Source organism: Pantoea sp. EKM103V (assembly GCF_011800365.1).
GTDB classification, from domain to species: Bacteria; Pseudomonadota; Gammaproteobacteria; order Enterobacterales; family Enterobacteriaceae; genus Pantoea; species Pantoea anthophila.
Window position 1 is genome coordinate 15408 of the sequence record NZ_JAALFQ010000008.1, and the last position, 22836, is coordinate 38243.

Consider the following 22836-nt stretch of genomic DNA (forward strand, 5'->3'; position numbering starts at 1 on the left):
TCCCGGCTTTTTTATGCAGACTGTTCTGCGCTATTTCTTCGCTTCCGTGCCTGGCTGTGACGCCCGCTGCAGGAACTGCTGCGTCACTTCAGGCAGGTGCTGCAATAGCCACTCCGCCATTGCCACTTCCTGGTCACGGATTTCGCTAAGGATCCGTACACCCTGGGTATCCCCTACCTGTTCTGCCGCCGCAATCAGGCTGGTGTAGCTGGCGATCTCGGCATTCTCAAACACATAGCCGCTGATGGCGCCTTTCACCACTTCATCAGAGTTAAACATGCCGCCCACGGCCTGGCCGGTGGCCGCCATTTTGCCCATCGCATCTTTCATCACGGAGTGATCGATACCGTGGCTGTCGAGCAGCTGTTCCAGCAATGTCAGCTGATGTTTTGTCTCATCCAGATGCTGGGCCAGGCGCTGTTCCAGCGCCGGATAATGTTCAAGACGGCCCGACATTTTGCTCAGCATGCTTTCCGCTTGTTTTTCCATGGCATGCGCATCGCGCAGCCAGTCATGATAATGCTCAATTGCAGTCATGTGTCACTCCTTAAGAGACGGTAATCGACTCAGCGACCGAGGTCAGCTTTTCATCCGTTTGTTTCTCTTCATTCAGTGTCGCTTCCAGCAGCTCGGCGGCTTTAGTGTAGCCCAGCTTTAACGCCAGCGCATGCAGGGTGCCGTAAGTCGCAATCTCATAGTGCTCAACTTTCTGCGCTGCCCCGATCAGCCCCTGATCGCGGACTTCTCCCTTCTCGACCGAGTCGATGATCTCCTGCGCTTCCTCAACCAGACCTTCAAGCGCATGGCATTTCATACGTTTAATTTTAACTTCAGGTGTTACCTCTACCAGTTCGTCGAGGCGTTCAATCTGCACCCGGGTCTCTTCCAGGTGTTGATTAAACGCAGCAACAAGCGTTTCGTCACTGGCAGCACGCGCCATTTTAGGCAATGCACGGGTTATCTGTTTCTCAGCGCTGTATACATCGGATAAGTCATGGATGAACAGATCGTTTAACGTTTTCACTGTCATAAGATAGCCTCATTGATTAAAAAGCTGCGTCGGTAATAACGCAACGCCAGTCATATCGTTGACAAATGGAAAGTCTAGTGGAGATTCTTAATATCGCACGCTTCGGTAGTATGAATTTGAGACAAAAGTGGCATGTAAAATGCATTTTCCTTTTTGCAGCAGCATGTTAGCTGAAAAGCATTTTCCACGTTACGGCTTCGCTACCGACATCCGAATTTGTACAAGCGTATAAAACACTGTATACATTTCCGGAATCCGGCGCATAAAAAATGCACCAGGCAAAACTTTACCTGTACAAACTTTTATTAAAACGTATAGCTTTAACGAAACGGAAATAAAAAAACCGGACAGGAAACCCATCCGGTTTAATTAAGGATATCTGTTGCTGCCAGTCATTAAGCAGCGACATAATTCAGGGGGTAATTATCTTTAAGGAAAATTAAAGAGAATCTGTACGGCCCGCTCAACCTGTTAACCTGCTGTGATGACAGCGTTTAAGGGTTTAGCTGCGGCGACTGACCTTACCTCCTTTGCGCCCTGCCTCAATAGCCCGCTCGGGGTCATTCTTAAAGTTCCCGCCGCTTTTCTGGCCGCCTTTGCGCCCGGCTTCAGCCGCACGCTCTTTGTCAGCCGCAAAGTTTCCGGCCCCACCACGATATTGAGTCATTCTGTGTTCCTCTTTGAATTAAAAATCAGAATTTGCACAGTTAATGCTTCATCAGGCCGATTCAGCAATCTAAATGTAGACAGAAAATCGGACCGATCAAGCGAGCCAAATAAAAATCCGCCATCGCTCTGGTTTATTGGTGGCTCTGCCCTCATCCGGATTGATAACGCATTTCAACTATCGCCTTTTCCTATTCAAAAAAGCGCAACGGCGTGTCAAAAATTTATAGCCAAATTCGCCGCGCCCTATTAATCGATCTTTTTCGAAAAATGTCCAATTGAAAAAATCGTAAGCGAAGCGGCTGCAACATAACTTCTTCAATATCAGGTGGTGAGGATGATCAATAAACGATCAATTTCCCTAAGCGAAGCGCGAAATAAATCTTCGCTACATTTTTTCGACTCCATAATTAAGCGAAGCGCATGGCATCACTGGCTGCAGCTTTAAAATGGTGAATTTGATCAATAAATGATCAATTATCGCGATTTAATAAAATTTTTAATTAAGATCACGAGCCATATCCGGCCCTGAAATTAATGACTAAGCGAAGCGGTATAATTTAAGCATGTGGAGAGTGAAGGTGAGGTTTTCGGAATAGTACTAAAAAGTGTTTTCTGCGGAGGCTGGCATCAACCCTGCTGCTCTGCGACACAGGCAGGAGTGTGATGAAGTGTGAGAAGAGAAGATCAGGTGAGGTGTGCCGTTACGCCTGATGAAGAGCGCGCGCAGCCGGGTATATCAGGTCATAATAATCGGGTAATGTCAGGATCAAAAGCCACACCGCGTTTGCCGTTTTTCTTGATGCGGTACATCGCTTCATCCGCGCGCGCCAGCGCGGTGTCGAAATCATCGCTGGCCTGCACCTGGGATACGCCCACAGAAGCCCCGATCATGGCGTGCCCGTTTGCCATCTCAAACGGCGTCAGAACGGCATCCAGGCAGGCATGGGCCAGCGCTCTGACCTGCGGATGAATGATGGCAAAGGGCAGCAACAGGACAAACTCATCCCCACCGAGCCGGCCGGTGATGACCGCTTCCGGAACGCTTTGCGTCAGCCGCTGACTCAGCTCAATGAGTACTTCGTCACCGCTGCGGTGACCCAGCGTGTCATTGACGTGCTTGAAGTTATCCAGGTCAATAAAGACGACACAGAGCGGCCCCTGTGCTTTGAGTTCGCAGAAGGCGCTTTGCAGTGCATGACGATTGTTGAGTAATGTCAGAGGATCGTGCAGCGCCAGCAGCGCGAGCTGCTCTTCATATTGCTTCTCTTTGGTCATGTCGATATGCGTGCCGATCACTTTGACCGGCTGCCCCGCGTCATTCCACTCGCTGACCCGGCCACGATCCAGCACCCAGGCGATGCTGCCGTTTTTGGCGATCATACGATGCAGGGCCTCGTAGTAGGGCGCTTTCCCGGTAATGTGGTCGTAAAACGCGCGTAAAACCTCGTCTGCATCATCGGGATGCAGGCTCTCTTTCCAGGATTCAAACGTGGCGTCAGTCTCTTTCGGCTGGAAGCCCAGCATGGCACCCCAGCGCCGGTTGAAGATCACCAGCTTGCCGCTGGGAATGTCCAGTTGCCACAGAAACAGCCCGGTGCCATCCAGCGCCGCGTTGAGTTTTGTCCGGGCGTCATGCGCTATACGCTTCAGCCGCGCATTATGCTTTTTCAGGTTCTGTATCTGCAGACGCAGCGCTTCTTCTGACATGACCGTAAGACAGGATTGAGAAAGGGGTATTGTGCCTGTCAGAGTGATTCTGTAAAGAGAGGCGTATAAAACACGATTAGTCGCGGCCAATTGCAGGCTGAGCAGCATATCAGGCGGTGGCAGCCTGGCAACACAGCACAGAGGCGAGACGGTAAATTGATTTCGCCGTGAAATCTTTCTGGCGGGTGACCGGGTGAGTGAGGGAACGCGGGCAAATCAGTGGAGGGTTATGAGGTAGGATGTGGCGCTAAAAAGCAAAAACCCCCGCCGAAGCGAGGGTTTCAAATTTTGGTGCCCGAACCCGGAATCGAACCAGGGACACGGGGATTTTCAATCCCCTGCTCTACCGACTGAGCTATTCGGGCAACGGGGCGCATTAAACCAAAGCGGCCCGGCAGCGTCAAACGCTTTTCGCCAAAATCAGATCGACTGCCCGCTTTTCCATCAACCCGCCCGCTATGGCTCTCCTGACACCAAAAACGTGACGGTCGTCAGGATAAATTTTAGTCAGCGGAGCGGTAAAGACTCCATTGTGCCGCGCGGATGCCGATAAATAAGGCGAATCCCACACTAATAATAAGGATCGCTATGTTTTCCACCATTACATCAGGAATCGCTGCACGTCACAGCTGGCAGAAACGCGCACACTCAGCAGCCACGCTGAGCTCGCTTAACGGATCTATCGCCATGATCGAATTTTCGCCTGACGGCACAATTCTCAGCGCCAACTCGCTGTTTCTGGCGCGGATGGGCTACACGCTGGCAGAGATAGAAGGCCAGCACCACAGCCTGTTCTGCACCGCAGAGCAGTTACAGTCGAAAGATTATCAGGATTTCTGGCTGCGACTGAACCGGGGAGAGAGCTTCAGCGACAAGTTTCTGCGCGTAGCCAAAAACAGCCGCCCTGTGTGGCTCGAAGCCAACTATGTCCCGGTGCTGAACCGACATGGCCGGGTGATCAAAATTGTTAAGCTGGCCACCGACATTACCGGCCATATCAACGACGCCCAGGAGCAGCGCGCCATCACGACCGCCATTGAGCGCTCTATGGCAGTGATCGCCTTTAACCTCAAGGGCGAGGTGCTCAAAGCCAATGATAACTTTCTGAAAACCATGGGCTACCGGCGGGAGGAGATCGAAGGTATCCATCACAGCCACTTCTGCTCGCAGGCGCTGCGCGACAGCCGGGAATACAGCGAATTCTGGCAGCAGCTCAACCGGGGTGAATTTGTCTCCGGTCAGTTTCCCCGCGTCAACAAAGCCGGTGAGACCATCTGGCTGCGCGCAACCTACAACCCGGTGTTTGACGAACAGGGCCGGCTCTACAAAATCGTCAAATTCGCGACGGATGTCACCGCTCAGGTAGAAAAAAATCAGCAGGAGCATGACGCGGCGCAGCAGGCTTACCACACCGCGCTGCAGACGGATGAGAGTACACGGCTGGGTGCCGATGTGATTGCCAGCAGCGTTCAGACCATGAATGCGCTGGCGGGGGAACTGCAGGGCATCTCCGGTGACATTACCGGCCTGAGCGAGTCATCAGATCGTATCGGCGCGATTGTCGAAGGGATCCGGCGCATTGCCGATCAGACCAACCTGCTGGCACTGAATGCCGCCATTGAGGCCGCAAGAGCGGGCAGCCATGGCCGCAGCTTTGCAGTCGTAGCAAACGAAGTGCGCACGCTGGCGGCGAACATCAACCGTGCGACTACTGACATCGAAAACCGGATACAGCAAAACCACGTGCTGGCGAGCCGCGCGCTGAAGGGGATCGAGTCGAACCTGAAGCGCGCGGATCAGGGCGTGCAGCTGGCCCAGGAGGCGGGCGGCGTCATCGCCGAAATCCGCGAAGGCGCAACCGATGTGGTGCGTGCCATCGGCCAGGTCGCCAGAACGCTTAAGGCCTGAGTGGCTGCGGGGGCTGTTGCCCCCTTTTACTGCACGGTCTGCGCGGTCTGGGTGGCGGACACCGTCGCCTCTGGCGCGGGCGGGATAAAGATATGGTCCAGAATATCCCGCATCACCGGCGCAGCCGTCACCCCTTCCCCGCCGCCGTTTTCCAGAATCAGGGCCACCGCGACCTTCGGGTCGTTAAAGGGGGCAAAGGCGGTATAGAAGATATGGTCACGCAACCGGACCGGGATCATCTTCGCGTTATAGGTCTGGTTCTGGCGCAGGCTGAAAACCTGCGAGGTGCCACTTTTCGCGGCGATGCCATAAGGCGCCGTGTGGAAATATTTATAGCCGGTGCCGTTAGGTGAGTTCGCCATGCCAAACATCGCACGGCGCACCAGCGCCCAGTAGGGAGAATGGGGATCGCCAATCTGCGTTTCGCGCAGCGGTGGATGGTAGTTCTCCACCAGGGTGCCGCGCTGGGTTTTCTCCAGCAGATGCGGCGCAATCACCCTGCCGTTGTTGATCAGCGCCACCATCGCTTTCACCATCTGAATCGGCGTCGCGATCCAGTAGCCCTGGCCAATGCCGACGGAGACCGTATCGCCCTGATACCACGGCTTTTTATGCACCTTCTGTTTCCACTCGCGGCTCGGCAGCAGGCCGTTATACTCCTCATTCAGATCGATACCGGTCGATTTGCCATAGCCGAACTGGCTGAGCATGGTATGAATGCGATCGATGCCCATCATAAACGCCACCTGATAAAAAAAGGTGTCGGCAGACTCTTCAATGGCGCGGGTCACATCCAGCATACCGTGGCCCGTCTTTTTCCAGTCGCGATAGCGCCGGTCGGTGCCCGGCAGCGTCCAGGTCGGCGCGCCAAAGAACTGCGTCTGCGGCGTAATCACATGGGTCAGCAGTGCCGACATCGCCATGTAAGGTTTCACCGTCGAGGCGGGCGGATAGAGTCCCTGCGTGACGCGGTTAATCAGCGGCAGATTTTTATCCTGGAGCAGCTTTTTGTAGGCCTGATAGCTGATGCCTTTGACAAACGGATTGGGGTCATAGCTGGGGCTGGAGACCATCGCCAGCACCGAACCGTCGTGCGGATCTTCAATCAGCAGCGCCGCACGCTGCCCCGCCAGGCGGCTTTCCACATACTGCTGCAGATGGAGATCCAGCGTCAGCGTCAGGTTCTTGCCTGCCACCGGCGGCACCTCTTTCAGCACCCGGACAATGCGGCCGTGGTTATCCACTTCCACTTCCTGATAGCCCGGCTTGCCGTGCAGCAGCGCTTCGTAATATCCCTCAATGCCCTGCTTGCCGATATTGTGGTCCGCCGCATAGTTTTCGGCGATCCCCTCTTCATTCAGGCGCTTGTAGTCGCTGTCGTTGATTTTCGAAACATAACCGACCACATGTGCCAGATCGGCCCCGTAGGGATATTCCCGATCCTGATAGGTCTCAAGGCTGGCACCAGTGAAGCGAAACTGATTCACCGCAAAGCGGGCGACCTCCTCTTCGGTCAGCTCCTCTTTCAGCACCACCGGCTTGTAGCGGCTGGTCTGCTTCAGCGCATGGCGGAAGGTGTCGATTTCATCGGGCGTCAGATCCACGAGCGGCGTCAGCTCGCGCAGCGTCGCTTCCATATCGCTGATTTTATACGGCGTCAGCGTGATGGCGTACCAGCTGACGTTACGCACCAGCGGAATGCCGTTGCGGTCATAGATCAATCCGCGCGTCGGCGCGATGGGGATCATCTTGATGTCGTTCTGATTGGAGCGCGTCTGGTAATAGCCGTGATCGCGCACCTGCAGACGGAAAAGGTTCACGCCAAGAATAGTGAAACAGAGACAGACCAGAGCAAAGGCAACTGCAGCACGGCGGGCAAAGAGCTTCTCTTCAGCTTCGAAGTTACGAAAATTCATCAGGGGGCATTATCAGGCGATTAATTATTATCTGTTGTTGCGCACCATAATAAAGCGCGTTCGCGGCGGTGCCAGCACGAAGATGCACAAGCCTCGGCAAAAGTGTGTCATTTGATGTGAATGTTACGGGACAGCGCGGGGGAGTGAGGCAGATCCTCCGGTTAAAGAGGATCTGAACAGATGGCGGACGACAGCGCCCGCCAGAGGGATTAATCACCCAGCAGGACAGATTCCAGTGCGATCTTAATCATATCGTTGAACGTCGTCTGACGTTCAGCCGCTGTGGTCTGCTCATGCGTGCGGATGTGGTCTGATACTGTGCAGATGGTCAGGGCTTTAGCACCAAACTCAGCGGCCACACCGTAGATGCCTGCCGCTTCCATCTCGACGCCGAGGATGCCATATTTTTCCATCACGTCGAACATCTGCGGATCCGGGGTGTAGAAAAGGTCGGCAGAGAAGATATTACCGACGCGTGCTTCAACACCCAGGTTTTTCGCCGCATCCACCGCGTTGCGCACCATGTCGAAGTCAGCAATCGCCGCGAAGTCGTGATCTTTGAAACGCATACGGTTCACTTTGGAATCGGTGCAGGCACCCATACCAATCACGATGTCACGCAGTTTGACGTCAGGACGCACGGCACCACAGGAGCCAACACGGATGATCTTCTTCACGCCGAAGTCAGTGATCAGCTCTTTGGTGTAGATGGAGCAGGAAGGGATACCCATTCCGTGACCCATGACAGAGACTTTGCGGCCTTTGTAAGTGCCGGTATAGCCCAGCATGCCACGCACATTGTTCACTTCAACCGGGTTTTCCAGGAAGGTTTCTGCGATGTGCTTTGCACGCAGCGGATCGCCGGGCATCAGAACAACATCGGCAAAATCGCCCATTTCAGCATTGATGTGAGGAGTAGCCATGGTTTAAATCCTTATTAAAGTGCTGATTTACAGCATGTTCTTGCCATAGTCCATGTCGGACAGGCCAAAGTAGTGTGCAATTGTCTGACCAATATCGGCGAACGTCTCGCGGTAGCCCAGTGAGCCTGGCTCCACCTTCGGTCCGTAGATCAGAATCGGAATGTGCTCACGCGTATGCTCGGTGCCTTGCCAGGTCGGGTCACAGCCGTGGTCCGCGGTGAGGATCAGAATGTCATCTTCGCCGACCAGTTCCATCAGCTCAGGCAGGCGACGGTCAAACAGCTCCAGGCCGCCAGCATAACCGGCGACATCGCGGCGATGCCCCCAGGTGGAGTCAAAATCCACGAAGTTGGTGAAAACAATCGCGTGATCCGGTGCCGTTTTCATCTCCTGGATCGTCGCGTCAAACAGCGCATCCAGACCGGTCGCTTTGACCTTTTTGGTAATGCCCTGCTCCGCATAGATATCGGCGATTTTACCCACGGAAATCACATGTCCGCCTTTCTCATCCACCAGCTTTTTCAGCGTGGTGGCTGAAGGTGGCTCAACCGCCAGGTCGTGACGGTTGCCGGTGCGCTCAAACTGCCCCGCTTTGTCACCCACAAACGGACGGGCAATCACGCGGCCGATGTTATAGCCCCCTTCCGTCAGCTCTTCACGGGCGATTTCACACAGCGCATAAAGGCGGTCGAGGCCAAAGGTCTCTTCATGACAGGCGATCTGGAACACCGAGTCTGCCGAGGTATAGAAAATCGGCTTGCCGGTTTTCATATGCTCTTCACCCAGCTGATCGAGGATCACGGTGCCTGATGAGTGGCAGTTTCCGAGGTAGCCCGGCAGGTCAGCGCGCTCCACCAGCTTGTCCAGCAAATCCTGCGGGAAGCTGTTCTCTTTGTCGCTGAAGTAGCCCCAGTCAAACAGTACCGGCACACCGGCGATTTCCCAGTGGCCTGACGGCGTATCTTTGCCCGAAGACAGCTCACTGGCGTAGGCGTAGGCGCCGGTGATCGTCGCCTCAGGGTCCAGACCGGCCGGGAAGCGACCGGTCGACAGCTCCGCGGCTTTACCCAGACCCAGCGCGGTAAGATTAGGCAGATGCAGAGGGCCTTTACGTCCCTTGTCTGCTTCACCTTTAAAACAGGCTTCAGCGATGTGACCCAGGGTATCTGAACCTGCGTCACCGAACTTATCGGCATCTTTACTGGAGCCAATTCCAAAGGAATCGAGAACCATAATAAAAGCACGTTTCATGCAAGTCTCCTGCGCATTGGCGCGTGACAAGTCAAAAAAAAGCGATCAGATCAGTATACCTGAATGCATCGCGGCTGGCACGGGTTACGGGACAGTTAGCGGATATCGCTCACACGGCGATAGACAACCGGCGTCTCAGCCGGGGCGCTGTCACCCAGCACCAGCGCGGCTTTCACCGCGGCGGCGGCCTGCTGCCACTGCTCTTCGCTGCTGGCGTGAATCATCGCCAGAGGGCGCTGTGCGTCGGCCCGTTCGCCCAGGGTGATCATGTCGCTCAGGCCGACGCTGTAATCGATACTGTCGCTGGCACGCTGACGTCCGCCTCCCAGCGCCACCACGGCCAGCCCCAGCGCACGGGTATCCATACGGCTGACGATGCCTGGCTGGTCGGCATATACCGGTCTGCTCAGCATCGCCTGTGGCAGATAGGTGTCGTAGCGTTCGACAAAATCGGCCGGACCCTGCTGAGCCGCAACCATACGTCCGAAGCAGTCGGCCGCGCTGCCGTTGTCCAGCACCGCCATCAGCTTCTGACGCGCTTCGGCGTCGCTGGCAGCCAGTTTACCGGAGATCAGCATTTCACTGCAGAGCGCCAGCGTCACCTCCAGCAGGCGCGGATTGCGCTGCTCGCCGGTAAGGAAACGCACCGCTTCACGCACTTCCAGCGCATTACCTGCGGAGGGGGCGAGCACCTGATTCATGTCGGTCAGCAGGGCTGTGGTCTGACAGCCTGCGCCATTGGCGACGCCCACGATCGACTGCGCCAGCTGTTCAGAGGCATCATAGGTTGGCATAAACGCGCCAGAGCCGACTTTCACATCCATCACCAGTGCATCCAGTCCCTCGGCCAGCTTCTTCGCCAGAATCGAGGCGGTGATCAGCGGAATGGAATCAACGGTGGCGGTGATGTCACGCGTGGCGTAGAAACGCTTGTCCGCCGGGGCCAGCGAGCTGGTCTGGCCGATAATCGCCACACCCACCTGCTTAATGATCTCGCGAAAACGGTCATCGCTGGGGAAGATGTCGAAGCCCGGAATCGCCTCCAGCTTATCCAGCGTGCCCCCGGTGTGGCCCAATCCACGCCCGGAGATCATCGGCACATAGCCGCCGCACGCCGCCACCATCGGTCCTAACATCAGTGACGTCACATCGCCAACGCCGCCGGTAGAGTGCTTGTCCACCACCGGGCCGTTGAGATGGAGTGATTGCCAGTTGAGCACCGTACCGGAGTCGCGCATCGCCATCGTCAGCGCCACCCGCTCAGGCAGGGTCATATCGTGAAAATAGATGGTCATCGCCAGCGCAGCAATCTGGCCTTCCGAAACGCTGTTATCGCGCACGCCGTTGATGAAGAAGCGAATCTCCTCTTCAGTCAGCGCATGGCCGTCACGTTTTTTACGAATAATTTCTTGTGGCAGGAACACGAAAGCCCCCTGGTTCAGAAAAGATGCGGTGGGGAAAGGCGGTCAGCGACCGCCAGAAGGATCAGTAACCGGCTTTACTGGTGTCGCTGTCGTGACCCAGGGTATTCAGCAGGCTCGCCAGCAGGCTGGAGGCACCAAAGCGGAAATGGCGCGCATCGGCCCAGTCGGCGCCCAGCGTCTCTTCCGCCATTTGCAGATAGATTGCGGCATCTTCCGCGGTGCGCACGCCGCCCGCAGGTTTAAAGCCAACCTGCTCACTGACGCCTTTATCCCGGATCACATTCATCATGATCTGCGCCACTTCGGGCGTCGCGTTGACCGGCACTTTGCCGGTAGAGGTTTTGATAAAGTCGGCACCGGCGTCGATGGCGATTTCTGACGCCTGACGAATCAGCGCTTCCTGCTTCAGCTCACCGGTTTCGATGATCACTTTCAGCAGCACATTCGCTTCGGCACAGGCCGTTTTACAGGCTTTGACCAGATCGAAGCCGACCTGACTGTTCCCGGCGATCAGCGCGCGATAGGGGAACACCACATCCACTTCATCGGCACCGTAGGCGATTGCGGCACGGGTCTCGGCCAGCGCAATGTCGATGTCATCATTGCCGTGCGGGAAGTTCGTCACCGTGGCGATACGAATCTCCGGCGTGCCCTGCTCGCGCAGCGTTTTACGCGCAATCGGAATAAAACGCGGATAGATGCAGATTGCGGCGGTGTTGCCAGCCGGGGATTTGGCCTGATGGCACAGGGCGATCACTTTTGCATCGGTGTCGTCCTCATTCAGGGTGGTCAAATCCATCAGTTTCAGGGCGCGCAGGGCGAGGTGTTTGATATCGGTCATGAGGCTCTCCAAAGAATCGGGGTCCAACCCACCGGCTCGCCGGCGGAATGTTATAATAATAACACTCTGAAGCGGCCTGATATGTGCCAGCAGTCACATAGAAATAAGAAATTGGTGCAAAATTACCACGCAGGCTGTGACAAAAATCGCAGATAACGCGGATTAATGGCCATTATACGTCACGCGATGCGATGTTACTATTATCACATTTATGGGCACAGCGCCGGAAAGGCGGGATCGAGCCGGAACAGCTGCTGGCTGTTGTGCCACAGGGCATCGGCAATTTCTTCAGGTGACTCGTCACGCAGGCTGCAGAGCACCTCCCACACCCGACGCGCCCGTTCAGGACGATTGGGCTGGCCCTGAAAGCCCTGCAGCGGCATATCAGGGGCATCGGTTTCCAGCAGCAGCGAAGAGAGTGGCAGCTGCGCCACGGTCTGACGGGTTTTGCTGGCGCGCTCATAGGTAATGGTGCCGCCAACGCCAATCGCATAGCCCAGCCGGATAAAAGCCTGCGCCTGCTGCAGGCTGCCAGCAAAACCATGCACCACGCCACAGCGCGGCAGATCGTGACGACGCAGGATCTGCGCGAGTTTGTCATGCGTGCGCCGTGAATGCAGGATCACCGGCAACTGATAGGTTTTCGCCAGCTTAAGCTGCGCCTCAAGAAAGCGCTGCTGCTTATCAAACTGCGGATCGTCGCGATAGAGATCCAGCCCGATCTCGCCGATCGCCACCAGCTTACGCGGTCGCTGTTGCAGCAGCGTTTCAAGCTGGTCGAGATGGGAGGCCTGATGCGCTTCGATCACAATCGGATGCAGCCCCAGCGCGGCATATAAGGCCGGATGCGCTGCGGCCAGCGCAGAGACCCGCTCAAAGCGGCTGGCATCAATCGCCGGAACGATGATCTTCTCCACGCCCGCCTCAGCGGCGCGCGCCAGGCTGGCGGAAATGTCCCCCTCAAACGGCGGAAAGTCGAAGTGGCAGTGCGTGTCGATAAACTTCATGCCAGCGATCCTTTGTCGTAATGCTCATCGTTATCCGCCAGCGGCGGCGTGATAATCTGGCGGGTATCGGGCGCGTTCGCCACCGGGGCAGCGGGCGTGACGATGCGCGGCGAGGTCAGCGGTTCCGCATCGCTCAGCCACTGCCCCAGCGTCGCGAGGAAATAGCGGCCGCAGCGCCGTCCCAGATGATAATCCTGATTCAGTGAGCTGATGCGGCTGCCAAGCGCACTGCTGGCCAGCGCATGCGGCGGAAAGATTTCGATGATACGCAAATCATCGGGGGGATTCTCAATGAACTGCTGAATTTCCCGATAGCTCTGCTCGTGCCGGTTGACCACATTCACCATTGGCTGCAACGCGCCGTTGCTGAGCCAGCGCTCCATCCGCCTGAACCATTTCGGGGTGTAGAACATCTGCGACGGCACGGTGCGGATCACCACGATGGTGTCAGCCCCGCGACGGGCCGCCTCCCGCACCGGAATGGCATCGCTGATGCCGCCGTCGAGATAGCTGATCCCCTCCAGATTGACCCCCAGCCGGTAAAAGCCGGGGATGGCGCTGGAGGCTTTGATCAGATCCAGCCAGTTGTCGGCAGTGGGCGTGAAGTAGCCAGGGGTGTAATCGTCACTGCGACAGGCGCACATATAAAATTCGCGGCCGCTGGAGAACATCTGCTCTGCACTGCTCATCGCCAGCGGAAATTCACTGCGGGTAATCTCAATCAGCCAGTCGAGATCGATAAGATTTCCCCCGCGCACAAAGCGCAGCGGATCGAAAAAGAGTTTGCTGGTGGTATATCGGGTAATGACGCGCCGGGCATAGCCGGGCTGACCACAGACATAGGCAGAGAGATTTTGTGCACCGGCAGAGGTGCCAAGCATCAGATGAAACGGGTTAAATCGGGCGCGCTGAAACTCATCCAGGACACCGGCGGTGAAAATGCCGCGCTGACCGCCGCCTTCACACACCAGGGCAATCTTCTGCGATTTAAAGGGGATCAGTGCCAGAGGTTCAATGGCACCAAGCGTGACAGGAATGCGTATACCCACTGTGCGAACCTCAGAAGGGCTCCGGGCAGGCTGGGGGAGCAATCCGCTTGCAGCGGCAGCATTCCGGAGAACCAGTCCTCTATTCCTTTAACCGGTAAACCTGTCAGACAGGCTTACCACCGTCGCGATATGAAGGTGTCCCTCTCTTCACGTCTGTCGCTGACGATGACTGGTCTCCGCTCTATGCTTTGCGTTGCATTACACTGCAGGACTCATCGGCTAAAGCTTTTTACGGCCGGTAAACAGGCTGATGAGGAACAGGATAATACCAACAACGAAGACAACTTTAGCTGCCCATGCTGCTGTACCCGCTAAACCGCCAAAACCTAACGCTGCAGCAATCAGTGCGATCACCAGAAAAATAATGCCCCAACGAAACATAAGCCTCTCCTTACCCTATTTAAATTCGAACTGCTTATTTCATCCCCGGATGGGTCTCTTTTATTCGTGCGGCCATAACCGTGACCGCACTGCAGCCATTAAGATTTAACCGTCAGGTCATTCTTAACGCTTTTCACGCCTTCAATGGCTTTAGCGATGCTTTCAGCACGGTCTGACTGTGCTTTACTCGCCACGTGCCCTGAAAGCTGAACAACGCCGTCGGTGGTTTCAACTTTAACGTTGCGCGACGGAACAATGTCATCCGCTAATAGCTTAGCTTTAATTTCGCTGGTCGTTGCGGCATCGCCCGCATAACCTTTCACAGAAGTGGTTTTGCTGTCTCTGACGTGTAGTTTGTCGCTGACGGATTTAACACCTTCGATTTTCTGCACCACAGCCACAGCCTTTTCAGCCTGATCCTGTGAGGTGACGAAACCGCTCAAGGTCACGACGCCCTGATGCGTTTTTACCGAGATATCCGTGCTTTTAATGGCGTCGTCATCCACCAGTGCCGCTTTGGCTTTGGCGGTGATGCCGCTGTCATCCATATAACCATCGACTTTTTTCATAGAACTATCGATTTTCGAACCCGCGCTGTCGGCAGTCTGAGACGCTTTCTGAGAAAGTGATTCGTCAGCCAGGGCGCTGCCGCTGATCAGTGCAGAGCCAATCATGGCGGCCATCAGGGTTTTAGCAATCTTAGTCTTGTTCATCGATATCTTCCTTCTATCAGTTAACTCACCCAAAACTGTGGGCGAAACAGCAGCACAGGTGCCGCTGCGTTACAGGACGTAAGGACAAGAGAAGTCTCTTTCGCCGTCCGATAGAATAATCATAGTCGGCATTTTGCGATTTGCCTGGCTAACTGGTTGATCGCACGTTAAAACAGCAGAAAAACAGGGTTTTTAGGAGGAGTCTGTAGCGGGGAAAACAGGGCCATTCCCTGCTGGAATGGCCCGGAAACAGCGCGATCAGTGCTCGCGCGTTTTGCGGAAACGAACGTCCGGATAACGTTCCTGGGTAATATTGAGGTTGACCATGGTAGGCGCGATATAGGTCAGATTATCGCCGCCATCGAGCGCCAGGTTAACTTCGTTTTTACGCTGGAAGTCATCAAACTTTTTCACGTCGTCGCACTCAACCCAGCGCGCCGTAGAGACGTTGATCGCTTCGTAGATCGCTTCGACGTTATATTCGCTCTTCAGGCGTGCGACGACCACGTCGAACTGCAGCACCCCGACCGCACCAACGATCAGATCGTTGTTGTGCACCGGGCGGAACACCTGCACGGCACCCTCTTCCGACAGCTGAACCAGCCCTTTCAACAGCTGTTTCTGCTTCAGCGGATCGCGCAGGCGGATACGGCGGAACAGTTCTGGCGCGAAGTTCGGAATGCCGGTGAACTTCATATTTTCACCCTGAGTAAAGGTGTCGCCGATCTGAATGGTGCCGTGGTTATGCAGGCCGATGATGTCGCCAGGATAGGCCTCTTCCACATGGGAACGGTCGCCCGCCATGAAGGTCAGCGCATCGGAGATCATCACATCTTTGCCGGTGCGCACCTGACGCAGCTTCATCCCCTTTTCATACTTCCCGGAAACCACACGCATAAAGGCGACGCGGTCACGGTGTTTCGGGTCCATGTTTGCCTGGATCTTAAAGACAAAGCCGGTGAACTTCTCTTCCTGTGCTTCTACAGTGCGGGTGTCGGTCTGACGTGGCATCGGACGCGGCGCCCAGGAGACCAGGCCATCCAGCATATGATCCACGCCAAAGTTACCCAGCGCGGTGCCGAAGAAGACCGGCGAGAGTTCGCCGCTCAGGAACGCTTCCTGCTCAAACTCGTGCGAGGCACCCTGCACCAGCTCCAGCTCTTCACGCAGCTGCGTCGCCAGATCTTCACCAACGGCGCTGTCGAGTTCCGGGTTATTCAGCCCCTTCACGATGCGCACGTCCTGAATGGTGTGCCCTTTACCGGACTGGTAGAGGTAGGTCTCATCTTTGTAGAGGTGATAAACCCCTTTGAACAGCTTGCCGCAGCCAATCGGCCAGGTGATCGGTGCGCAGGCGATTTTCAGCTCGCTTTCCACCTCATCCAGCAGCTCCATCGGATCGCGGATGTCACGGTCAAGTTTGTTCATAAAGGTCAGGATCGGCGTATCGCGCAGACGGGTGACTTCCATCAGCTTACGGGTACGATCCTCGACGCCTTTCGCGGCATCGATCACCATCAGACAGCAGTCCACGGCGGTCAGGGTGCGGTAGGTGTCTTCCGAGAAATCTTCGTGACCTGGGGTATCCAGCAGGTTTACCAGGCTGTCACGGTAAGGGAACTGCATCACCGAGGTCGTAATGGAGATACCACGCTGTTTCTCCATCTCCATCCAGTCCGACTTAGCGTGCTGGTTAGAGCCGCGGCCTTTTACCGTACCGGCGGTCTGGATAGCCTGTCCGAACAGCAGCACTTTTTCGGTAATCGTGGTTTTACCGGCATCCGGATGCGAAATGATCGCGAAGGTGCGGCGGCGTGCCACCTCTTCTAAAAAGGGATTAGACATGAATTCTTCTCAATGGAGCAGCGCGGGTCACAGGCGCTGCTGATAAATCACGGTGGCCGGCAGAACCTTACCGGCGGGTAAACGGTGCCAGAACGATCTTTTATCGCTGGCGGGTCAGCGCGAAGTTACATTGGCGTGAATTCCGGTTACCTGGTCAGCTTTAAGGCGGCATAGCATACAATATTTTGCGCGCGCGGCCTACAGGGGAAGCGGCGGGATTTAGCGGAGATAGCGCGGTGAAGAGTGGCTCAGGGCGGGGCTGACCCGCGCCCGCCCTGTTTTCGTTATCCCAGCACCTTTCTGACGCAGGCTTTGAAGATCTGCACGCCGATCTCCAGCGAGCTGAGGTCAAATCGCATATCGGGATGGTGCAGTCCTGGCGTCAGGTTAGTACCCAGCCCCCAGAACCCCGCTTTCACTCCCGGACGCTTCACCGGATAGTAGAAAAAGTCCTCGCTGCCTGGCGTCGTGCGGGCCGGCAGAGCACCCGCTTCGCCCAGTACCTCAACGATAGCGGCGCGGATCACCGTCGTGGCTTCATCATCGATCTCGGCCGCAGGCATCTCTTTCAGCACCCGGACCTCGGCGCTGGCCCCCAGCGCCGCCACGCTGTGGGTGATGGCACGCGTGACCTGCTCTTTGAGCTGGGTCATCGGTCCATTCTCCTGAGAGCGCAGATCCCACACCACACGGGCTTCATCCGGCACCGAGTTTGTTACCCCGGCATCACACAGGAAACGGGTCGCTTTAACGCTCCAGGTCAGGCCGGGGGAGAGATGCAGGGCGTTGACCGCCTGCACCGCCTGAACGGCGGCATCAAGCGCATTCACGCCCAGATGCGGACGCGCCGCGTGGGCAGGCTGGCCTTTAATCGTCGCTTCCAGCGTGCTGCAGGCGGAGTAAAGCACCGCAGGCACCGCCTGCCCCACGACACACTCCTCCAGCGGACGCAGATGGAAGCCCAGAATCATCTCTACATCATCCAGCACGCCTCCCTCGATCATCGACAGCGCACCGGCGCCCAGCTCCTCGGCGGGCTGAAACAGGATCTTCAGCCGGCCACGTTTCACTGTGCCCTCCTGCAGCAGAGCCGCGGCCGCCGTCAGCACCACCGACGAGTGACCATCGTGACCGCAGGTGTGCCGCGCGCAGGGGACACCGTCGATCACGTGTCCCAGTGCATCCATATCCGCCCGCAGCGCCAGCACCGGCCCCGGGACACCGCTGTCAATCTCCGCTACGATACCGGTGGTGTTGTTAATGTTGCGCGTCACCTTCAGGCCCGCTTTCTCCAGCTGATCAGCGATATAGGCCGAGGTTTTGAACTCCTGAAAACCGAGCTCCGGGATTTCATGCAGCGTGTGATAATGCTCCAGTACCTTAGTCAAAACGTTACTCCTGAATAAACAGACGCATAACAGACATGGCGATCAGCGCGTTGATGATGCTGACCAGCATCAGCAGCGGCCAGTATTTTTTGGGTACATCGGCCACACCCAGCAGCCGTCCCATATATTGCAGTTGCGATCCCATCAGAAAAATCGCCGGCGCCAGGATGGTGATATCTGCCCCGGTCAGCAGCCCTTTGGTCAGCAGGCTGACCGCCACACCGGTTCCCGCCGACGACGAGAGCCAGGCCGTCAGCAGCACCGTGATCGCTTCACCCGGCAAGCCGAACAGCCCCATCACCGGCGCAAAAACATGGCCAAGGAACTGCATGATGCCCAGCAGATTCAGCACCTCCGCCAGCACATAGGCCATCACCACATTCGGCATCAGGTTGTGGATGGCGATATGAAAACCTTTACGTGCGCCGGTAACAAATACGTCAAACGGATTGCTGCTGGCAGTAACGCTTTTATTTTCCATCGATAAAATCCTTCTTATAAACACTGTTTAGCACAGCGCGCGTGATGGCCGCACCGACAAATTTCAGCGCGAACATGACTAACAGCGGAATGATGATCGGCAGCGTCATTGAGGCAAAGAGTGCTGAACCGATGGCGAAGTAGTTATTGATTAACCCGGCCCCGGAATATTGCCAGGCGCTCATGACCACCACCTCTTTCTTACCGATCTGCTTCTGATCGGCCATCTCTTTCGTTAACGCTGCACCCGCGTCGGTGCTTTGCAGGTCGGTGATGAGTGCCAGCCCGCAATGCCCCGGCAGCCCCATCAGGGGTCTGAGTAAGGGCGTCAGCAGCCGGTGCGCCGCCCGAATCGCGCCGTAGTGGGTAAAGATCTCCAGCACGCCCAGCGCCAGCATGACGGTAGGCGTCAGCGACAGGGCGAACAGGAAGCCGGCTTTGGCACTCAGCCCGCCTGCGCCGAGAAAGGTGTTGCTGGCGGGATCTTTCATGGTGCCAAAACTGCCGCCCAGCGTGGTGAAATCAAACGCGCCAAGCCATTTCAGGCCGTCGACGTTATAAAAGAGCCCGGAAAAAAACAGAATGGCAAAAATTAACGCGACATAACTGCCTCGGGTCGCCGTCATTTTCATCGGTGTAACGCGGGTTTCATCTGACATGATTTTCTCCTGATCACCTGACCTGCCCCTGTTCCCTGTCGGGGCAAGTTTCAATATATGGAACTAAGTTCTAAGCAGGATTTATGCCAGTGCTGACGCAGTCAGCCTTTAATCCTGCCCTGTTTCGCCTCTCCGGCTCCTCCATCCCCGCGATATGCGCGACTGCACGGAAATTTATTTTTGTGTCCGCTGCGGATGCGTGCCTGCTGGCCATATCCGGTAACCGCGCTCGTATGCCGCCATCAGGGCGATTGCACCAGCAGGATGCTGTACAGGTGCACTAGCGTGGTGCCGTCCCCCTCTGTTTTCAGGCCGATAACCTGTAATACAAAATGAGAATTGGTCGCATTCAAATTGCTGAATAATTCTATTTAAATCAAACAGATAAATTGCCCTGTTTTGCGAAAAAGGCTTCACATTACTAACATATCTGATGCATAATTCGCCGCATCTGCCTGTTTAATTAACATCTTCGTAAAAAGGACTCGGCCATGCTGACTGCTGAAATGACTGGACGTTTAAACGACCAGCTGAACCTGGAATTTTTCTCTGCCAATCTTTATCTGCAAATGAGTGCCTGGTGCTGTGACAAAGGCTTTGAAGGCGCTGCGTCCTTCCTGAAAATGCACTCACGTGAAGAGATGCAGCACATGCAGCGTCTGTTTGACTATCTGAGCGACACCGGCGCAATGCCGGTACTGGGAACCATTGCGGCACCGCCGGTTTCCTTCAACTCACTCAATGAGATCCTGGAGCAGGCGCTGGAGCACGAGCAGCTTATCACCCGTAAAATCAATGAGCTGGCGCATGCCGCCATGACCTCACAGGATTACTCCACCTTCAACTTCCTGCAGTGGTATGTTGCCGAGCAGCACGAAGAAGAGAAGCTGTTCAAAACCGTGCTGGATAAACTGGCGCTGGTCAGCAACAGCGGCAACGGTCTCTTCCTGGTCGACAAAGATCTGGGCCGCATGAGCACCGAGAACCACGCGGAGTAATCTCTTTCAGGTCGGTTCCGACTGCTTATACTTCCCTGGTACGCTTTCAGGAAGCCATGATAAAGCTCAGGTAGCAGGGAATACGGTCAGAAGAGGAAAGCGTCCCGCGCCATGGATGGCGCGGGTCGAGCGTGTCATGGATAACGGCTTTTGCGTCTTTCCGATCTGACCGTATTTCCTGCTCAGGCACGATCTCACAGCGAAGCAGGTCCGGTTTTGCTGTTGCCCTTAACGGCCCCGCTTCGGGGCCGGACTTTTCTTCACTGCCACCTCAACACAGCTACTGCAACCGGTAACTCGCCGCTTTCTCGCCATTCACCCACAGCTCACGATCTTCACCCGCAGGCAGTAACAGCGTGATCTCCCGCCAGGCAGGCTGATAATCACCGCGTTTTTCCACCGTCAGATCGATGCGCGTGGCGCTGCTGCACAACGTCCAGCTGAGCCACAGGGCGTTCCCCTGCTGCCAGCCGTGACTCTCACCATCATCGTCAAAGGTTTGCCCCTGCGTCGTTACCCCTTCAGGTGCAGGCCATATCTGCCACTGCCGCACCGTGTCGCGCCGCGCATCGGTCGTGCTTTCACACTCACCCAGCGGAATGACCGCACCGGCCCGCACCAGCAAAGGCAGCCGATCGAGCGGTGCATCCAGTGTGATCGTCTCGCCGCCCGCAAACGCCCTGCCGGTGTGCCAGTCATACCAGCCACCGGCATGACGGGGCAGATAGACCTGACGGCTGCGCGCGCCCTGCTCCACCACGCTGGCGACCAGCAGATCGCGACCCAGCATAAAATCATCACACTCCTCATAGGTTCGCGGGTCCTGCTCGTGGTCGAGGAAGGTCGGACGCAGCATCGGCTCATCTTCCGAACTGGCCAGCCAGGCCAGCGTGTAGAGATAAGGCATCAGACGATAGCGCAGCCGGATCGCCTCGCGGATCATCGGCGTCACCTCCGGGTACATCCAGGGTTCGTTCACCGTGTGGTCATCATTCCATGAGTGAATGGTAAAGCGTGGATGCATCACGCCATTCTGAACCCAGCGCACAAACAGCTCAGCATCGGGCTTATCGCCCGAGAATCCGCCGACATCGTGTCCGACGTTAAACAGCCCCGACAGGCTCATGCCCAGCCCCATGCGGATGTTATAGCGCAGGGTTTGCCAGCTGGTACGGTTATCCCCGCTCCAGGTCTGCACGTAACGCTGCATCCCGGCGCAGCCGGAACGCGAAATGAGATAGGGACGCTTGTTCGGGGCGAACTGCTGCTGCGCTTCCATGGAGGCGCGCATCATCAGCAGCGGCATCACCGGCCGGATATGCTTGATGGCGATCGGCTGACCAAAGCCGTGACAGCGTGCCTCGCCATCCCACACCTCATATTCGTTGTTGTCGTTCCAGGTGGCGTCGATACCCTTTTCCAGCAGCTGTCGGGTGACGTTCTCCTGCCACCAGCGCACCGCCTCCGGATGAGTAAAATCGAGGTGCGAACCCTCATCATCCCAGAACACCGAGCGCTCAGGGCGATCCTGCTCAGAGTCACGAATAAACAGCCCCCGGGCCGCCACTTCCTGATAGCGCGGATGATCCTGCAACAGACAGGGCTTGATGTTAGCCGCCAGCTTCATCCCGGCATCGTGAAACGCCGCGCTCAGGCCGTCGGGATTCGGGACTTTGTCATAGTTCCAGTGGAACACGTAGCGCTTGTTATTGATCGAGGTATAGCCGGAAGAGAGCTGGAACGAGTCACAGGGGATCTCATGCTCGTGACACAGGCGAATAAAAGATTGCAGCTGCTGCTGCGCATTCGGCGCGTCGGTGTAGTGCATGGTCGAGCCGCTGTAGCCCAGGCTCCACTTCGGCTGAAACAGTGTCCGTCCGGTCAGGCGGACAAAGGCTTTGGTGACGTCGAGCAGCGTCGGGCCCAGCATCATATAGTAATCAAGGTCGCCCGCCTCAGCGCGGTAACGGCGGTAAGGCAGATGGTAGTTATCCAGTTCGTTACCGAGATCCAGCCAGCTGCTGCTGAGGTTGTCATAAAACAAACCGAAGCTGACGCCATCGCGCTGCGTCAGGGTAAAGGGAATATGTTTATAGAGCGGGTCGGTGCTGGCGGCGTTGTAGCCCATCGCGTCGAGGTTGCGCATCTCAAAGCGCCGGTTGACGCGGTTCAGGTCGCCGCTCTTCTCGCCCAGACCGTAAACCCGATCCTGGGGCTGACGACGCTGATAGTGCTCCACCCCATCCCCGTGCGCGTTGAGCAGATAGGCGCCGGTGTGACGGTCGGCGGTCAGCGGCTGCCAGCTCTCACCATCAAACTGCTCCCAGCTTAGGCAGAGCGGCTGATGCACCGTGACCCGCAGCCGTGACGTACTGAGGCGCAGCTGCTGGGCATCGTGCTCAACCTGAAAGGGCGGCAGCGTAAAGCCGTCCAGCGCCTCACGATCCCGTCCCTGCCAGGGCACATCCGTAACCGGCGCAATGCTCCAGGTGCGGTCCAGCGCCAGCTCGCCATCGCGCTTCAGCAGAACGCGCATCAGCTTCTCCTCCAGCACGTAAAGCCGCAGGTGATGCCGCTCTTCGACCTTGAGTTCAACAAAGTGGTCGGCCTGCTGATGCAGCGTCCAGTTCTTCAGGGTTTTCATCAC

General features: G+C 56.4%; 20 protein-coding genes and 1 tRNA gene. 2 read left to right on the forward strand and 19 right to left on the reverse strand.

Annotation, left to right across the window (positions count from 1 at the left end; all coding sequences use genetic code 11):
* Positions 1-30 precede the first annotated feature (30 nt).
* The 5 genes from HFD97_RS15585 to HFD97_RS15605 form a co-directional block, all read right to left on the reverse strand.
* Positions 31-537, reverse strand: a complete 507-nt coding sequence (locus tag HFD97_RS15585; RefSeq protein WP_009087185.1) for a ferritin-like domain-containing protein — start codon at positions 535-537, stop codon at positions 31-33.
* Between the two features lie 10 nt (positions 538-547).
* The gene (locus HFD97_RS15590) at positions 548-1030 is read right to left on the reverse strand and encodes a ferritin-like domain-containing protein (RefSeq protein WP_009087186.1); all 483 of its coding nucleotides are present in this window, start codon (positions 1028-1030) and stop codon (positions 548-550) included.
* Between the two features lie 502 nt (positions 1031-1532).
* Entirely contained in the window at positions 1533-1697 is a 165-nt protein-coding gene (locus HFD97_RS15595; RefSeq protein WP_004571242.1) for a general stress protein, read from the reverse strand.
* A 743-nt stretch (positions 1698-2440) separates the two neighbouring features.
* Positions 2441-3406 (reverse strand): sensor domain-containing diguanylate cyclase, encoded by a 966-nt coding sequence (locus HFD97_RS15600; protein WP_009087187.1) that lies wholly within the window; start codon positions 3404-3406, stop codon positions 2441-2443.
* Positions 3407-3695: 289 nt separating this feature from the next.
* Positions 3696-3771 (reverse strand) — tRNA-Phe (locus HFD97_RS15605).
* 223 nt (positions 3772-3994) lie between these two features.
* On the opposite strand from HFD97_RS15605, the gene HFD97_RS15610 reads away from it, so the two are divergent.
* Positions 3995-5314 (forward strand): PAS domain-containing methyl-accepting chemotaxis protein, encoded by a 1320-nt coding sequence (locus HFD97_RS15610; protein ID WP_150030428.1) that lies wholly within the window; start codon positions 3995-3997, stop codon positions 5312-5314.
* A 26-nt stretch (positions 5315-5340) separates the two neighbouring features.
* On the opposite strand, the gene mrdA is transcribed toward HFD97_RS15610, so the two are convergent.
* The 13 genes from mrdA to HFD97_RS15675 all read right to left on the reverse strand — a co-directional run bounded on the left by mrdA (position 5341) and on the right by HFD97_RS15675 (position 19191).
* Positions 5341-7230 carry a penicillin-binding protein 2 gene (gene mrdA / locus HFD97_RS15615; RefSeq protein WP_150030426.1) on the reverse strand — a complete coding sequence of 630 codons (1890 nt, stop codon included), beginning with the start codon at positions 7228-7230 and terminating at the stop codon, positions 5341-5343.
* A gap of 209 nt (positions 7231-7439) precedes the next feature.
* The gene (gene deoD, locus HFD97_RS15620) at positions 7440-8153 is read right to left on the reverse strand and encodes a purine-nucleoside phosphorylase (RefSeq protein WP_009087192.1); all 714 of its coding nucleotides are present in this window, start codon (positions 8151-8153) and stop codon (positions 7440-7442) included.
* Positions 8154-8180: 27 nt separating this feature from the next.
* Positions 8181-9404, reverse strand: a complete 1224-nt coding sequence (gene deoB, locus HFD97_RS15625; RefSeq protein ID WP_167432277.1) for a phosphopentomutase — start codon at positions 9402-9404, stop codon at positions 8181-8183.
* A 95-nt stretch (positions 9405-9499) separates the two neighbouring features.
* A complete protein-coding gene (gene deoA / locus HFD97_RS15630; RefSeq protein ID WP_167432276.1) occupies positions 9500-10828 on the reverse strand; it encodes a thymidine phosphorylase in 1329 nt (442 codons plus the stop codon).
* A 61-nt stretch (positions 10829-10889) separates the two neighbouring features.
* Entirely contained in the window at positions 10890-11669 is a 780-nt protein-coding gene (gene deoC / locus HFD97_RS15635; RefSeq protein WP_009087196.1) for a deoxyribose-phosphate aldolase, read from the reverse strand.
* A gap of 209 nt (positions 11670-11878) precedes the next feature.
* Complete coding sequence (locus HFD97_RS15640; RefSeq protein ID WP_167432275.1) at positions 11879-12676, reverse strand: TatD family hydrolase; 798 nt, start codon at positions 12674-12676, stop codon at positions 11879-11881.
* Positions 12673-13725, reverse strand: coding sequence for a patatin family protein (locus HFD97_RS15645; protein ID WP_167432274.1), 1053 nt, complete (start codon positions 13723-13725; stop codon positions 12673-12675). Before HFD97_RS15645 ends, HFD97_RS15640 begins: the two co-directional genes overlap by 4 nt.
* Before the next feature lie 219 nt (positions 13726-13944).
* A complete protein-coding gene (locus HFD97_RS15650) occupies positions 13945-14106 on the reverse strand; it encodes a DUF1328 domain-containing protein (RefSeq protein ID WP_003848537.1) in 162 nt (53 codons plus the stop codon).
* Between the two features lie 98 nt (positions 14107-14204).
* Positions 14205-14819 carry a molecular chaperone OsmY gene (gene osmY / locus HFD97_RS15655; protein WP_046102542.1) on the reverse strand — a complete coding sequence of 205 codons (615 nt, stop codon included), beginning with the start codon at positions 14817-14819 and terminating at the stop codon, positions 14205-14207.
* A 258-nt stretch (positions 14820-15077) separates the two neighbouring features.
* Positions 15078-16664, reverse strand: a complete 1587-nt coding sequence (gene prfC, locus HFD97_RS15660) for a peptide chain release factor 3 (protein ID WP_009087207.1) — start codon at positions 16662-16664, stop codon at positions 15078-15080.
* 284 nt (positions 16665-16948) lie between these two features.
* Positions 16949-18052 carry a M20 peptidase aminoacylase family protein gene (locus tag HFD97_RS15665; protein ID WP_167432273.1) on the reverse strand — a complete coding sequence of 368 codons (1104 nt, stop codon included), beginning with the start codon at positions 18050-18052 and terminating at the stop codon, positions 16949-16951.
* Between the two features lie 4 nt (positions 18053-18056).
* Complete coding sequence (locus HFD97_RS15670) at positions 18057-18533, reverse strand: YjiG family protein (RefSeq protein ID WP_009087211.1); 477 nt, start codon at positions 18531-18533, stop codon at positions 18057-18059.
* The gene (locus HFD97_RS15675) at positions 18523-19191 is read right to left on the reverse strand and encodes a nucleoside recognition domain-containing protein (RefSeq protein ID WP_009087213.1); all 669 of its coding nucleotides are present in this window, start codon (positions 19189-19191) and stop codon (positions 18523-18525) included. The genes HFD97_RS15670 and HFD97_RS15675 overlap by 11 nt, the downstream gene beginning before the upstream one ends.
* Positions 19192-19682: 491 nt before the next feature.
* Here HFD97_RS15675 and ftnA point away from each other — a divergent pair, with 491 nt between their 5' ends.
* The gene (gene ftnA, locus HFD97_RS15680; protein ID WP_009087216.1) at positions 19683-20189 is read left to right on the forward strand and encodes a non-heme ferritin; all 507 of its coding nucleotides are present in this window, start codon (positions 19683-19685) and stop codon (positions 20187-20189) included.
* 280 nt (positions 20190-20469) lie between these two features.
* Here the strand turns inward: ftnA and HFD97_RS15685 are convergent, their stop codons facing one another.
* Positions 20470-22833: a TIM-barrel domain-containing protein gene (locus HFD97_RS15685; RefSeq protein WP_167432272.1), complete on the reverse strand. Its 2364-nt coding sequence runs from the start codon at positions 22831-22833 to the stop codon at positions 20470-20472.
* Positions 22834-22836 lie beyond the last annotated feature (3 nt).

What these genes read in the sequence shown, in the direction of transcription:
- prfC (WP_009087207.1), bottom strand. Translation starts at nt 16,664, where the DNA reads ATGTCTAATCCCTTTTTAGAAGAGGTGGCACGCCGCCGCACCTTCGCG.
- HFD97_RS15590 (WP_009087186.1), bottom strand. Translation starts at nt 1,030, where the DNA reads ATGACAGTGAAAACGTTAAACGATCTGTTCATCCATGACTTATCCGAT.
- HFD97_RS15685 (WP_167432272.1), bottom strand. Translation starts at nt 22,833, where the DNA reads ATGAAAACCCTGAAGAACTGGACGCTGCATCAGCAGGCCGACCACTTT.
- mrdA (WP_150030426.1), bottom strand. Translation starts at nt 7,230, where the DNA reads ATGAATTTTCGTAACTTCGAAGCTGAAGAGAAGCTCTTTGCCCGCCGT.
- HFD97_RS15585 (WP_009087185.1), bottom strand. Translation starts at nt 537, where the DNA reads ATGACTGCAATTGAGCATTATCATGACTGGCTGCGCGATGCGCATGCC.
- HFD97_RS15600 (WP_009087187.1), bottom strand. Translation starts at nt 3,406, where the DNA reads ATGTCAGAAGAAGCGCTGCGTCTGCAGATACAGAACCTGAAAAAGCAT.
- HFD97_RS15670 (WP_009087211.1), bottom strand. Translation starts at nt 18,533, where the DNA reads ATGGAAAATAAAAGCGTTACTGCCAGCAGCAATCCGTTTGACGTATTT.
- HFD97_RS15675 (WP_009087213.1), bottom strand. Translation starts at nt 19,191, where the DNA reads ATGTCAGATGAAACCCGCGTTACACCGATGAAAATGACGGCGACCCGA.
- deoD (WP_009087192.1), bottom strand. Translation starts at nt 8,153, where the DNA reads ATGGCTACTCCTCACATCAATGCTGAAATGGGCGATTTTGCCGATGTT.
- HFD97_RS15650 (WP_003848537.1), bottom strand. Translation starts at nt 14,106, where the DNA reads ATGTTTCGTTGGGGCATTATTTTTCTGGTGATCGCACTGATTGCTGCA.
- ftnA (WP_009087216.1), top strand. Translation starts at nt 19,683, where the DNA reads ATGCTGACTGCTGAAATGACTGGACGTTTAAACGACCAGCTGAACCTG.
- HFD97_RS15610 (WP_150030428.1), top strand. Translation starts at nt 3,995, where the DNA reads ATGTTTTCCACCATTACATCAGGAATCGCTGCACGTCACAGCTGGCAG.
- deoB (WP_167432277.1), bottom strand. Translation starts at nt 9,404, where the DNA reads ATGAAACGTGCTTTTATTATGGTTCTCGATTCCTTTGGAATTGGCTCC.
- HFD97_RS15640 (WP_167432275.1), bottom strand. Translation starts at nt 12,676, where the DNA reads ATGAAGTTTATCGACACGCACTGCCACTTCGACTTTCCGCCGTTTGAG.
- osmY (WP_046102542.1), bottom strand. Translation starts at nt 14,819, where the DNA reads ATGAACAAGACTAAGATTGCTAAAACCCTGATGGCCGCCATGATTGGC.
- HFD97_RS15595 (WP_004571242.1), bottom strand. Translation starts at nt 1,697, where the DNA reads ATGACTCAATATCGTGGTGGGGCCGGAAACTTTGCGGCTGACAAAGAG.
- deoC (WP_009087196.1), bottom strand. Translation starts at nt 11,669, where the DNA reads ATGACCGATATCAAACACCTCGCCCTGCGCGCCCTGAAACTGATGGAT.